The 13,899-nt window shown below is 34.4% G+C and carries 10 protein-coding genes and 1 other annotated feature (1 of these 11 running past the window's edge); all 10 genes read right to left on the reverse strand.

The annotated features are described in order from the left end of the window. Positions 1–4 precede the first annotated feature (4 nt). The 10 genes from murB to IGK82_RS09725 all read right to left on the reverse strand — a co-directional run bounded on the left by murB (position 5) and on the right by IGK82_RS09725 (position 13,576). Positions 5–2,458: a UDP-N-acetylmuramate dehydrogenase gene (gene murB, locus IGK82_RS09680; RefSeq protein WP_002359685.1), complete on the reverse strand. Its 2,454-nt coding sequence runs from the start codon at positions 2,456–2,458 to the stop codon at positions 5–7. Positions 2,459–2,484: 26 nt separating this feature from the next. Continuing rightward, positions 2,485–3,336, reverse strand: a complete 852-nt coding sequence (gene cpsF / locus IGK82_RS09685) for a casular polysaccharide biosynthesis protein CpsF (protein WP_002367100.1) — start codon at positions 3,334–3,336, stop codon at positions 2,485–2,487. Between the two features lie 23 nt (positions 3,337–3,359). Continuing rightward, on the reverse strand, positions 3,360–5,870 hold the full coding sequence (locus IGK82_RS09690) for a glycosyltransferase family 2 protein (RefSeq protein WP_010709761.1): 2,511 nt from the start codon (positions 5,868–5,870) through the stop codon (positions 3,360–3,362). Between the two features lie 69 nt (positions 5,871–5,939). Then, the gene (locus IGK82_RS09695) at positions 5,940–7,406 is read right to left on the reverse strand and encodes a glycosyltransferase family A protein (protein ID WP_002380621.1); all 1,467 of its coding nucleotides are present in this window, start codon (positions 7,404–7,406) and stop codon (positions 5,940–5,942) included. Positions 7,407–7,424: 18 nt separating this feature from the next. Beyond that, positions 7,425–8,594, reverse strand: a complete 1,170-nt coding sequence (locus IGK82_RS09700; protein ID WP_002367103.1) for a CDP-glycerol glycerophosphotransferase family protein — start codon at positions 8,592–8,594, stop codon at positions 7,425–7,427. Positions 8,595–9,066: 472 nt separating this feature from the next. Next, positions 9,067–9,867: a phosphatidate cytidylyltransferase gene (locus tag IGK82_RS09705; RefSeq protein ID WP_002380622.1), complete on the reverse strand. Its 801-nt coding sequence runs from the start codon at positions 9,865–9,867 to the stop codon at positions 9,067–9,069. Beyond that, the gene (locus IGK82_RS09710) at positions 9,864–10,679 is read right to left on the reverse strand and encodes an isoprenyl transferase (RefSeq protein WP_002362225.1); all 816 of its coding nucleotides are present in this window, start codon (positions 10,677–10,679) and stop codon (positions 9,864–9,866) included. Before IGK82_RS09710 ends, IGK82_RS09705 begins: the two co-directional genes overlap by 4 nt. 347 nt (positions 10,680–11,026) lie before the next feature. After that, entirely contained in the window at positions 11,027–11,845 is an 819-nt protein-coding gene (locus IGK82_RS09715; protein WP_002359679.1) for a MetQ/NlpA family ABC transporter substrate-binding protein, read from the reverse strand. Between the two features lie 14 nt (positions 11,846–11,859). Continuing rightward, entirely contained in the window at positions 11,860–12,546 is a 687-nt protein-coding gene (locus IGK82_RS09720; RefSeq protein ID WP_002362617.1) for a methionine ABC transporter permease, read from the reverse strand. Then, complete coding sequence (locus tag IGK82_RS09725) at positions 12,539–13,576, reverse strand: methionine ABC transporter ATP-binding protein (RefSeq protein WP_033624638.1); 1,038 nt, start codon at positions 13,574–13,576, stop codon at positions 12,539–12,541. The genes IGK82_RS09720 and IGK82_RS09725 overlap by 8 nt, the downstream gene beginning before the upstream one ends. Before the next feature lie 113 nt (positions 13,577–13,689). Continuing rightward, positions 13,690–13,899: a binding site (T-box leader), on the reverse strand (it continues 38 nt past the right edge of the window).

Raw genomic sequence — 13,899 nt, forward strand, 5'->3', positions numbered from 1 at the left:
CTGTTTATTTAAAAGTTAAACTTGCTTCCCACATATTTGCACCTAAAATTCTCACTTCTGGTTTTAATAAAAATCCAGAAAATTCATAAACTTTTGCAATAATTAAATAAATTAATGCTTCATAGTCTTGAGCAGAGGCTTGTTCAACATTGATAAAGAAACCTGGATGTTTTTCAGATACTTTTACTCCGCCAATTCTAGTACCAACTAAGCCAGCTTGTTGAATTAATCGAGGCGCCCGTCCCCAAGTAAAAGTTGACCCATGATTTGGATGTGTTAGTGGGTGCATCCTTTCTCTAATTTCGACAGTTCCTACCATGTCATTTACCATATTTTCTAAATTACCTTCTGAAATCTGTAATTTAGTTTCTAGAATAATCCACTCAGGATGATCCATAAATGAACTATAGCGATGACTAAATTGAACATCTTCTTTATTTAAAACTTTAATTTCTCCATTTTCATCTACAATCGTAGCTTCAAGAAACATGCTATTAATATCCTTAACTGTCCCAGCATTCATATAAACTGCGCCACCAATGGTTCCTGGAATATTATCTGCCCATTCTAAACCGCATTTCAAGTGTTCTAGTAGATAATAAGATGTTTCAATTAAACTTGCACCTGCCGAAACTGTTAAAACATTCCCCGTAATTTTACGATAATTCAAGGCAGTCATATTTAAAGTAATCCCACGGATACCACCATCACGGACTAAAATATTTGAACCTTTACCGATAACAGTTAAAGGAATCTGATTATTTTTAGCATATTTTACAATTAAAGCAACTTCTTCTATCGTTTTTGGAAAAATTAAAAGATCTGCTGGACCACCAACAAAATTCGAAGCATATTCTTTTAATTCACGACCTACAAATAACTCTAAATCTGGTAATTCTTCTAAAAGATCTTGTTTCCACGAACGAATTCTCTCATTTTGCACAATTTTCATAATTAATTGTTTTCTTGTTAAAAGATTCTCGGGAATTGCTAATGCTTTTTTTTCTGTGCCTTGTTTCGGTTTAGGCTTAGGTTTTTGTATCGGATGCAAATACATAACATGTTCGATTTTTTCATCTTTCACATATTTACCGACGATTCTAAAAGGACTGAACGTTTCCTTTCCCTTAAACTTTTCACGATTAAATCTTGTAGTGACTTCACGATGATTATTCATAAAAATTAATTCTTTATCTGTTAGCTTCCAAAAGCTTTCATTAGGATTGGAATTTTTTATCGTACCATTTGGCGATAAAACAATTGCTGCGGAAATCGGAACAGTTGTTTTAGCTCGATAAAAATCCAAAGGTTTATTGATAATATATCGTCTAAATTCATCATATACTTCGTCTTCATCTGGGCTAAATTTACTTGTCAACGCATCGGTTAACCACTTATCTGAAATCTCTTTTTCTCTAGCAATCTTTCCAGCGGTCTTTTGATAGTCAAGTGCTAAACTAATATTTTTATTTTCTTCAATTTCTTGTTTTGTGTTTTGCTCATAGACACGTCTAGTTTCGCCAAGCTCAAACAGGTTCATCAAGCTATTAAAGCGGTCAATTCCACGTTGTTCATTATAAAAAATTGAAAACGGTTTTTGGAAAATAGTCGCAAAAACAGTGCCATGAAACGAATCAGTAATAATATATTTTGCTTCTCGATAAACAGATAAGAAATTTTCTGGCGTATCTTCAGAAACATATTCTACTGTATTAGGAAACGTTTTTTTCGCTAGTTCACGTCCTTTTAAAGGATTAGGCAAGACCACTAATTTCAGTCCCAATTTTTCTGCGATCGCTAGTGCTACACGAACTTTTTCCTTGTTAATATCCAAGAAAAAGACAGCCATATAATCTCCTGATTCTTGTCGTTTAAACGTAGCTTGATCAGCTAAAGAATCATATTCACTTCTTTCAACAAGATAGGTTGGATCCAAAGCCTGAATAACTTCTTCTTGAAAAATATCTTTCATAATTTGTACAGAAAAATCTTCTCTCATAGAAACATGATTAAACTGTGTAATATCTTTTTTGCGGTTTGCAACCCATTTAGGATCATATTTACTTGTATCTGCTTTTCCTAATGAAACAGAATAAGCAATTGTTTTATTACGAGGATAAACAAAATCTAAGAAATCATCGTCGTCTACCCAACCATTCCACGGATTCCACATTTGATCAGAGCCTAAAATAAAGGTATCTAGATTTTCTAAATCGTTCAATGTCGGTAACGTTTCTTTTGTTAATTGCTCAGTATAGGGCATATTATTTTTCTTAAAAAAATTATACGCTAAAGGCATCCATGCTCGAAAGTTACTTCTGTTTTTATAACCTAGTGGTCCATCAATCATAACCGTCTCGTACCCTTTATTCTGTACATATTTGTTTAGAGCATAGTATGTTAAGATTGATCCATAATTTTGGTTATACCACCAGCCCATAATTGCTGCTTTTTTCATTTTTCCGCTCCTACTTTCTCTGTTACTTAATCAAATAAATAATTATTTATTAACGCTAATTGTAAATGAATACTTTCCATTATCGTAAGGCCGTGTATACCAATTGTATTTTCAGAATCAATCATTAATTCTAATTTTTTCAAGGTAAAACCATTAGATAAGGGGTAAATTTTCTCATACATTTTTTTATTTGCTTCAGAAGCAATCACCGTAATGTTTTCTAATTCATAGTTTGACTGTTCCATCTTATCTTTTATTCGGTTTGAAAAATCCATTTCTACGAAATCAAACATTAACTGGCGATCTATTCTACCATCCGCGCTGTTTACCCAAGGCTCTCGATCAATTACTGGATCTACACTAACTGTTTTGTAATTACCTGTAATACCTAATAATAACGCTCCCGTTCCGCCTCTAGAGTTTCCATAGAAGATTATATCTTGATGCTTCAGTCCAAATTCTGTTTTCTTTGCTTCAATTAAATCCAAAATTTCTTGCTCAAATAATGTGTAATAGGATCCTGACACAAAGCCAACATCAGCTATTCTAAGAATGATAGTATTTTTTCGAACAGATTGAGACAGGGTATTCCATTGTCTCAATCCAAAATATCTTTCTTTGGCGCCAGAGTGTCCCACTCCATCCGCAGGAACAAAAAGTACTACCATCTTCTTACTTAGTAATTCATTAAATTCTGGGATTTGGATACTATAATGAATATTTCCAAATTTTTCCAGACCAATAGATAGAGTATCTAGAGCAACAAAATTAAGTTGATCATTTAAAATTCCATCAACTGTATAACCTTGTAATGCTTTTGCCTTTATCAATTCTTTCTCTTCAGGATGATTATCTAAAAAATTCCATAAATCGTTCATTTTTAATCTCCTTTAAAATCTTTCTATTTCAACAACCCTTTTGCTTTTTTAAGACTTTTTGATACAGCTTTTTTAATTGTTGTAGGTTCATTTCCTTCAATTTTATTGATAGGTGTTAATTCGTTACCAATACTTGTCATTGTATCTTGGATATAGCCTTGGTTTTGTCGAACGACACTAAAATGTGTTTCCCCTTCTCGAGAAGTCAAAATTCGAACATTGTAATCAAATGCTGCATATTTTTGAGTATAGCCCGCCCAAATTGTAAAAACATTGTCTACGAAAGTATAATACATATTTTCTTGTAGTAAGGTATAGCCTTTTTCCCACTCGGCTTGTAAAACAATCGATTTTAAAGTAGTACCTTCTTTTTTAATTAATAAAGATACTAATAAACTATCATGAATTATTTTTGTATTGTCACCCATATAAACGAAATCAATTACTCCGCTGGCATTGCTTGTATCGTTATCTGCAATAATAATTGAAAACATTTCAATTGCCGTCCCATTTCCCTGGGCTTTCTCTTGTCCAAAAATTACTTTACCTCCACGCTCTTGAATATGAACATTCGGAATAATGAAGGTTTTTTTCATCCCAAAATCTTTATAAATATTTTGATATATTTCTAGATTGTATTGTAAAATATTTTGGATTCGTGTGATACGCTCTACTTGTTCTGGATCATTAGAATATTTTTCTTTTTTCACTAAGTCTAGCCCTAGTTGTTGGATGTATTTCTCTTTTAATTCTTGATAGAAACGTTCTTTAAATGCTTGATCAACACGATTCATGTCAAAAATAAACCAGTTTAATGTATTAATAATTTTTAACCGATATGCTTCAATTCGATTTGGAGCATGTTGTTTTAAGTACTCCAACATTTTGTCATGTAAATTGAACTCATCACGATAATTCATTCCATACGTAGACATCAAGCCATCTTGTCTAACGATTCGTGTCAGCAAATATTTGTTTAGTGCAACAATTTTTTCGGTACCTAATAATGCTGTATAAGTGAAATAAGCATCCTCGCCAACAAATTGTTCTAAGTTTACCAAGTTATTTTCTTTGATGTATTCTAATAAAAATAATTTGTCATATAAATAAGGAGTTACTTCATCCAATGAAATTTCTTCACCAGACATACGTCCACCATTAGTTAGTAATGGATTGTGAACAACGTGCACTTCTCCATTTGGTAACTTTTCTTTCATGCCAAATAACAGAATATCTGTTGCACTATCATATGCACGATAATAAGCGTCTTGTAATAAATTCGCTTCAAAATGATCATCTGCATCCAGAAATTGCAAATACCGTCCTCGTGCTATCGAAATGCCCACATTTCTTGCGTGTCCAGGATTACTTTTGCCAATAGAAATCCCCGTAATTCTCGGATCTTTTACTGCAAATTCGTTAATAATATCCATGGTATTATCTGTAGAGCCATTCTCTACTAAAATGATTTCAATCTCACGTAAAGACTGCTCACAAACAGTTTCTAATGTTTGTCTTAAATATTTTGAAGCATTGTGAATCGGCATGACAACACTAACTTTATACAGATTTTTCAAGTAGTCCTCATAATAAGCTGCTGGATCATTTGCAATTTGATAAAATTGTTTGATGTATTCAAAATCGATATCATTCAGCTGGTCTGTTTCTAAAGCTTGTCTAAAATCTACTGCCACCTTTTGAATCACTTCATAAACCGACTCATCACGTAAATGGGTTAATTTTTCAATCGCCCAAAAGTATTTTTCGAACATTTGTTTATAAAAATAACCTTTGTAGCGTTCAAATTTATTTTGTTCAATTAAATTTGAACGAATTAGTTTAAATTGTTGAAACAAGAAAGGAACCTTTGTTGCCACATTATTTACTGTCGAATTTGGGTTGTCTTGTCTATAAAAATACAAACAATCTTTAATAAAAATAACATTCTGAGATGCTGAATTGATTTTCCAAAATAGACCAGTGTCCCCATAACTTTTAATTTCCTCATCCCAAGTTACGTTTTCTTTCTCAATCATACTTTTTTTATAAATGGCATTCCATGGATAAACTTGTACAATTAAATCCGTCGTTTTTAAGTCAATCAATTGATTGTATTTATCGGGATATTGCCATAATATATCTCGCTCAACCTCTTCTTCAGAAGAAAATTCAACCCAATTACAACGGACAACATCTGCATGATGACTTTTAGCCGTATTGTATAAACGCTCATAGGCATGCAATGCTACATAATCGTCACTTTCAAATTCAGCAATATACTCACCTTTTGCTTCTGAAACACCCAAGTTAAAGGCTTTTCCAATTCCTCCATTTTTAACATTGAAAACGCGAAAACGTGGATCATCTTGTGCAATTTCTTCAATAATTTTTTGACTATTATCAGTAGAGCCATCATTAATAATTAAGAATTCAATTTCTTTCAATGTTTGGTTTTTCAAACTCATTAATGCCTCTTCTAAATAGGTTTCTACGTTATAGACGGGTACAATGACTGACACTTTCACATTTTCCATAAAACAAATTTCCCTCACTTATCATTTATAGTTGTATACTCAAAATATCCTGATTTAAACGGACAAAATTTAAGCAAAAAACTTACTAAAATCTTTAACCCCAATTTCTAAATAATTATCAAAAACTATCGTAAATCTACTTTCTTTATTTGAAAATTTTTCTGGCAACTCTACCTGATAACTAGTTTCACTAATTTTTTTAAACGCCAGCCTCTGTCTTGTTTCAAAAGGATTTTTCAGCTCTTTTATTTCAAATCCTGTAATTTTTTGGTGTGTATACACATTTAAAGAAAGCGTATTGCCATCACGTTGCGTTGCTTCTGCATAAGCATTCATGCGAACTGCTGGGAATCGTTTCAATAATCTTGGATAATAATAACTTTTCTCTGTTTTTGAAACATAACCAAAGCGATTGACTAACACCCAACGAATGGACTGACATTGAATAAACCAATACAAACCATCAATATCGTTAGTTTGTAAAAATGTCCAAATGATTTGACGCACATCACTTCTAAAATACGGACTAGGATCAAAATTTAATTCACCTAAATACTGATCCATCTGTACTTTAAAGTCTTGTAATCGCTTTTTACTGAATGGATATCCAGTATCCCTCCGAATACAAAAGTCATAAATTAGCCATTCTAAACGGCGTGCTAACATCCGTTCTTTAGACAAATCATCTGGAAACTGTTGATTAATATAACTTAACGCACGCAACCAAGAAAGCATAAATGTCCGATTAATTGATTTGCTTAAACTTTCATTATCTGCATCTCGATTTAAATAAGTCGTTAACCTTTCCCCTTGTGTAATGGTTTTTGAAAATCGCATGGCTTCATAAAAGAACAGCACATCATCAGCCACCCGTTGATTAACAAAGTGTAAATTATTATTGTGTATCAGTGAAGTTCTTAACATGATAGCTTGCGGTCCCAACCAACCATAAAATTCAGCTGGCAATTCTTGGATAGACCGATTTTTAAATGACCCATCCACATAATATGGCTTACTTTTTAACATTAAGTGGCCATCCGTACTCTGTATTAGACCAGAAACAGCAAAATCATCGTGAGAGTCATCTAGTAGGTCTGATAAATATTTCAATGCATTTAAATCATACCAATCATCTGCATCTAAGAAGACACTATACTCACCACGTGCATTTACAATCCCTACGTTTCTTGGGCCGTGAGCGCCTCCAGTGTTTTCAAGTAGCTGATAAATTTCAATATTCGGATATCTTTCAAGATATGGCTCTATTACTTTTAACGAATGATCTGTGGAACAATCATCAATAAACATCACTTGCAATTGCTCGATCCCAATGGTTTGTTGAACAAGAGAATCCATCATCTTTTTAAGATATGGTGCATTATTGTAATTAGCAATAATGATTGAGACTTTAGGATTTTTTGATATTTTTTCTGAAGAAAACAGCTTAAATTGACTTAACTCCTTTTTCCACGTTTCAGTATCTAACATATATTGATACTCTTCATATTCTTTTTGGACTTCTTTTTGTTTTTCCAACCTACACCCTCCGGCTTTTTATCTCTTTAAAATTTCTGAAATCAGCTGTCTAGTGGCATCCTGATTTTCAAGGCAAAATTCACGAAAAAACTGCACATATAAACGTTGTTCCTGTTCCGTTTTAGAAAACAATACGTTTTTTACAGACGTTACTAGGCTATCCGTATCTGTCACAATTTTCCCAGGCAAAATTGCTGTTGGGTCAAAATAGAATCCCCTTGTACTATTTTGATACTTTTCCTTATCATACATAAAAAATAGCATCGGTTTTTTTGTTAATGCAAAATCAAACATAACCGATGAATAATCTGTAATTAATAAGTCAGCGATTAAATAAAGTTGATTGATATCTGGATAAGAAGAAACATCGATTACACGTGAACCAAATGCACTTATATCAAAACTTTCTGCAATTAAATAATGTAATCGTGTAAGTATTACAATAGAAGAATCAATTTCTAAAAGTTGTTCAACTGGCAAATGATTGGTAAAACGATAGGCTCCTTTTCGGATAGACTCATCATCGCGCCATGTTGGCGCATAGAGAATAATTTTTTTGTTAGCTGCAAGACCTAGCTGATTGCGAACAGAAAAAGCTATTTTGTCCTTATTTTCACAAACTAACAAATCATTTCTTGGATAACCTATTTCTAATATTTCCCCTTCATAATGAAAGGCTTGTCGAAACACTCTTGTACTGTATGCATTAGGTGAGATGAGATAATCCCAACGCTTTGCTTCTTGAATGACTTCTAGTTTATAGCTCTCTGTTTCATGCTCTGGCATTTTGACTGTTTCAATATCTAACCCCAGTTTCTTTAGAGGGGTCCCATGCCACGTCTGTATATAGATTGTTGTTTGATTCTTATACATCCAGGCTGGCATCCGTGTGTTAAAAACCCAATACTGAGCTCTTGGCATCAACCATAGCCATCTCCAACTTAATCGTTTGACGAAAGGAACATTCTCTTCCACAAAAGGTATCTCATATCCTTTTTTGACTGCCCAAATACATTGATATTCAGGACAGTTATCTCTTATGTACTCAAAAATTGCACGTGGATTATCACTATACTGTTTTCCATGAAAACTTTCAAAAATAAATAACTTCTTTTTAGGTAGTTTACCTAAAAAGAAAAAACAAGCTTTTATGGCTTGATGTATACTATTCTCTAAAAATTTTTTCATTGAATTAATCCTTTACATTAGATTATCAAAAATATAATCCTAATCTATAATTTTGTATGAAGAACGCGTTCACAAATCTCTAAATTATCTTCTCTTTACTTGCTTAAATTTATGAATAACTCTCACCACGATTGAACAAGCATGTAAAATACATTATTTTGTTTTTCTTCTTTTAAGTATAAATTTATCTATGCTAAACGTCAATGGCTTTATTGAAATAAACATTCCAGTGTTATTCGATTGTTATAATTTAATTTTTAACAATCGACTTTCCCTCTGAATGTTCAGATATTTAACATCCGATCACCTATTTAATTTTTAGAAACTTTAGCCGCCTTTATACAATTACTCTTATAAATTAAATAACTCACAAGGTACCTAAACTAACCCAATAAACAGCAAAAATCCAGAAGAGAGACTCTTCTGGATTTTTGCTTATTTGACGATACTTTTTTAAATTTTGTTAATCAATTTAAAATAATCCACATAAGTGCATAATTGGGAAAACAAATAATAAACTATCAAAACGATCTAAAATACCACCATGTCCTGGCAAGATGTTACCAGAGTCTTTCACGCCATAATGACGTTTGATAGAAGATTCAACCAAATCACCGAATTGCCCTACTATAGAAAATAGAACCGTCAATATGAGCATCACCGGCATCGGATAAGGAAATAGCCCTTTATTAGCTGTGAAAACTAAAAACAACGCTGCTACAACGACGGCTGATAAAATACCACCAAGTGCACCTTCTATTGTCTTGTTGGGTGAAACATCGGGCATCAATTTATGACGACCAAATCGGCGTCCAAATAGATATGCACCAATATCCGTTGCCCAGACAATGAATAAAGCAAATAACAAGACTTCAAAACCTGCGGAACGGGCACTAATAAAGTTCTGGAACCCCATCCCTACATATAAACTGACAATAACTGGAAAGCCAGCTTCTTCAATCGTATATGTATTTTTAGAAATTACCGAAGCACCTAACAACAACATTACAGTGACATAAAATAAAATGAAATTTGTTTGCATTTCCGGCAAAAAGTTTAACCATTTAATTGTCGGGATAACTAAAAAAACGGCCCCTAATGCTGATAAAACACCTTCAAAACTTAATAACGTTAATCCTTTCATACGGAATAACTCGTACACGCCGACTACTGCCAAAGCAACAGCGGCAATCTCAATTGCAAAACCACCATACCAGATAATTGGAATAAAGATGATTAATGCGACGATAGCTGTGATGACACGTTGTCTCACTGCGGATCGCTCCCTTCTGTTTCTGTAGTTTCTTTTAGACCACCAAAACGACGATTACGATTTTGGAAAGAAGCAATCGCGGTTTCTAAAGTGTCTCCTGAAAAATCAGGCCATAATGCTTTTGTAAAAAACAACTCGCTATAAGCAATTTGCCATAGCAAGAAATTACTAATTCTCTCTTCCCCACTTGTTCGAATCAACAATTCTGGATCACGAAGTTCCGTGGGTAAAAAGCCAGTCATTAAGTGATCTGCGATCGTTTCTTCTGTAATCTCATCTGCCGTATATGCTTTTTCTGAAACCTCTGCAGCAATCTGTTTCATGGCAGTTAGTAGCTCCGCACGCGCCCCATAATTCAAAGCAAAGTTCAAAACCATGCCCGTATTGTCCTTGGTTTGCTCAATGGCGCGCTTAACAGCATCTTGCGTATGGCTTGGTAGAAACTCTTGGTAGCCCATTACATTGACTTTAACATTTTCCTTAATTAATTCAGGCACGAATGTATCAAAAAAATCAACAGGCAATTGCATTAAGAAATTGACTTCATCTGTTGGTCTCTTCCAATTTTCCGTTGAAAATGCATAAAGTGTTAAAACTTTAACGCCTAAATGACTAGCATGCTTCGTTATTTTTTTGACCGTATCCATGCCTTCTTTATGTCCAGCAATTCTCGGCAGTCTTCGATTCTGTGCCCACCGGCCATTTCCGTCCATAATAATGGCAATGTGCTGCGGAATTTGGCCTTCTTTATCAAAGGCGTACTGGCTTGCTTCTTCTACATATTTATTTTTTTGCGGAAAAAAACGTAACATCTTTTTCCCTCCATTCCAAAAAATCTATCTTAATTATTATAACAATAACTAATGCAAATGCCTATGCATAGTCCCTGAATTTTCCTGATAATTAAGAAATTCCTTGTAACTTTATCATTTATAGTCCTTTTTTAAAAGAAAAAAACTTAGACTTGGCAAGTAAATCAACATGATGTATCTGCCTAGCTCTAAAATTTTAAATAAACAACGGGACAGGAGCAGCTTCTTCGGAAATAAGCTGAACGTCCTTGAGAGACAAAAAGCATCTTTCAGAACTTTCTTCTTATTTCTTGAAGCTTAACACGCCTGTCCCGACCTCAAGTTTTTATTCTATTGTCATTTTCTTTTTATTCATTGACTGGAACAATGGCACCGTTCCATTTTTTTGTAATCCAATCTTGAACTTCTTTGCTACGTAACACTTTGACTAATTTTTTTACATTTTCATTGTTTTCGTCTTCTTTACGAACCGCAATAATATTAGCATAAGGTGAACTTTCTTTTTCTAAGGCAATCGCATCTTTTTTCGGATTTAATCCTTGATCCACGGCAAAGTTTGAGTTAATTAAAACCGCAGCCCCTTCTTCATTGTCATAAAGAGTGGTCATGATTGCTGGATCACTTTCATGATTGAATTTCAACTTTTTAGTATTTTTATCAATATCATCGAAAGTAGCAGTTGTCCGGTCTACCCCTTCTTTCAGCGTGATTAAACCAGCATCTTCTAAGATAGTTAATACGCGTGGCCAATCTGAAACGGAAGAGCTAACGTAAATCGTTGAACCATCAGGAATTTCTTGTAACGATTTGTATTTTTTCGAGTAAAGCCCAACTGGTTCTAAATGAATCGCACCTGCATTCACAAAGTCATAATCATTTTCTTTAACCGCTTCATTAAAGAACGGCACATGTTGGAAATAGTTGGCATCGATATCGCCACTTTCCAACGCCTTGTTAGGTAGCACGTAATCTGTATAAGTCGTCACTTCTAATTTTACGCCTTCTTTTTCTAATAAAGGTTTTACATGTTCTAAAATCTCTGCATGTGGAACTGGTGAAGCTCCAACTTTCAAGACCGAGTCATCACTCTTTTTATTGCCGCAAGCCCCTAAAACTAAGACAGCTACTGCTACAGTAATTACTGACCATAATGTACGTTTTTTCATCTTATTCCCTCCATTTATCGTTTATCTATTTTTTTAGCGACTGTATCCCCAATCCATTGAATCGCAAAGACAATAATTAAGATACAAATCGTTGCTACTAAGGTAACTGTATTTTGACCACGTTGGAAGCCATCTTGATACGCCAAACTTCCTAAACCGCCCGCTCCAATAGCAGCTGCCATTGCAGTGTAGCCCACTAAAGAAATGGTTGTAACGGTTAAGCCAGAAACAAGCGCTGGCAGACTTTCTGGTAATAGAACTTTCCAAATAATTTGGAAACGGTTGGCCCCCATTGCTTTGGCTGCTTCAATCACGCCTTTATCGACTTCACGAAAAGCGATTTCGACCATGCGAGCATAAAAAGGTGCTGCGGAAATAATCAATGCTGGTAAGGAGCCTTTAACACCAGACATACTCCCTAAAATAATTTTTGTAAAAGGAATTAACAGAACGATTAAGATAATAAACGGAATCGAACGGAAAATATTTACAAAAATGGCCACTAGCCAATACAGTAATCGGCTCAAAATCCCTTTTCTGCCTGACGTTTCAAAAAGTAGTAGTCCTAAAATCAGCCCTAAAATGGCGACCACTATGATTGAAATCCCTGTCATATAAAGTGTTTCAATCGTTTTTTCTTGTAGTTTACTTATATCAATTTGGGAAAAATCAAAGAAACTTGCTAAGCCACGATTATTCATTTCCAATCACCTCTGTTTCTACACGAAGTTTACGTAATCCTTCAATGGCTGCTAGAATATTTTGCTCTTCGCCTAATAATTGAATATAAAGAGAACCCACTGCACCCTGCTTTGTTTGCTGAATGTTCCCTTGAATAATACTAACTTCTACTTGATATTCTTGGACAATATGCGAGATAATTGGCAATTTCGCTTGTTCACCGTGGAAAAGCAAGCGAACAATTTTCCCATTCGGATATTGTTCCAACATTTCTTCAACAACCAGTTCCGTTTCTTCAATGTTTTTATCCGCTTCTTGTTGGATAAAGCGTTTCGCAATTTCTGTTTGAGGCTTTTTGAAAATATCGATTACTTTACCTTCTTCAACAATTTCACCATATTCCATCACGGCTACGCGATTACAAATTTTACGAATCACGTGCATTTCATGGGTAATTAATACAACCGTTAAATTTAATTCTTGGTTGATTTTTAGTAGTAATTCTAGCACCTCATCAGTTGTCTGCGGATCCAAAGCACTCGTTGCTTCATCACAAAGCAAAATGTCAGGATTGTTAGCTAAGGCACGGGCAATCCCCACTCGTTGCTTTTGCCCACCAGAGAGTTGACTTGGGTAGGCGGTTTCCCGTCCTTCTAAACCAACCAACTTGATTAACTCTTCTACGCGGCTTTTCCGATTTTGTTTTGGAACGCCAGCAATTTCCAATGGGAGCATGATATTTTCTAGGACCGTCCGTGACCATAATAAATTAAAATGTTGAAAGATCATCCCAATTTTTTTACGGAAGTTTCGTAGTTCTTTATTTGGCAACAATGCAATATCTTGTCCTTGAATTTCTACTTCACCTTCTGTAGGTGTTTCAAGTCCATTCAATAGGCGAACCAACGTACTTTTTCCTGCACCTGAATAGCCAATAATGCCATAAATATCACCTGATTCAACCGTTAAATCAATATCTTTTAAAGCCGTGACTTTACCCGCTTTACCGGAAAACTCTTTTTTTACATGACGTAATTCAATTAATGCCATTTTGTTCTCCTCTTCTTTCTGTTCTACTTTCTTATTTTGAAGGTTTCGCACTTTTTATGAAACGAATTTGCTTAATAAAAACAAAAAAACTTCCATCCTTTTGCTATTACAGCAAAAAGGACGAAAGTTTGTCATTTCGTGATACCACCTTAATTCGCTATTATTTCTCAATAATAACCTCATACGGTACTTGATTCTTCGCATACCGTTGGCTGTAACGGGCGCCCCGTAGTAAGTTCACTGCTTCGCTCACTTACTCTGCTCAAAGACCATCTTCCATCTTAAATCTGTTACCCATTCTCAGCAAACAGGGCTCTCTTCAA

Source organism: Enterococcus sp. AZ197 (assembly GCF_050556405.1).
Taxonomy (GTDB): Bacteria; Bacillota; Bacilli; order Lactobacillales; family Enterococcaceae; genus Enterococcus; species Enterococcus faecalis.

What these genes read in the sequence shown, in the direction of transcription:
- IGK82_RS09725 (WP_033624638.1), bottom strand. Translation starts at nt 13,576, where the DNA reads ATGGCATTAATTGAATTACGTCATGTAAAAAAAGAGTTTTCCGGTAAA.
- IGK82_RS09700 (WP_002367103.1), bottom strand. Translation starts at nt 8,594, where the DNA reads ATGAAAAAATTTTTAGAGAATAGTATACATCAAGCCATAAAAGCTTGT.
- IGK82_RS09720 (WP_002362617.1), bottom strand. Translation starts at nt 12,546, where the DNA reads ATGAATAATCGTGGCTTAGCAAGTTTCTTTGATTTTTCCCAAATTGAT.
- IGK82_RS09710 (WP_002362225.1), bottom strand. Translation starts at nt 10,679, where the DNA reads ATGTTACGTTTTTTTCCGCAAAAAAATAAATATGTAGAAGAAGCAAGC.
- murB (WP_002359685.1), bottom strand. Translation starts at nt 2,458, where the DNA reads ATGAAAAAAGCAGCAATTATGGGCTGGTGGTATAACCAAAATTATGGA.
- IGK82_RS09715 (WP_002359679.1), bottom strand. Translation starts at nt 11,845, where the DNA reads ATGAAAAAACGTACATTATGGTCAGTAATTACTGTAGCAGTAGCTGTC.
- IGK82_RS09690 (WP_010709761.1), bottom strand. Translation starts at nt 5,870, where the DNA reads ATGGAAAATGTGAAAGTGTCAGTCATTGTACCCGTCTATAACGTAGAA.
- cpsF (WP_002367100.1), bottom strand. Translation starts at nt 3,336, where the DNA reads ATGAACGATTTATGGAATTTTTTAGATAATCATCCTGAAGAGAAAGAA.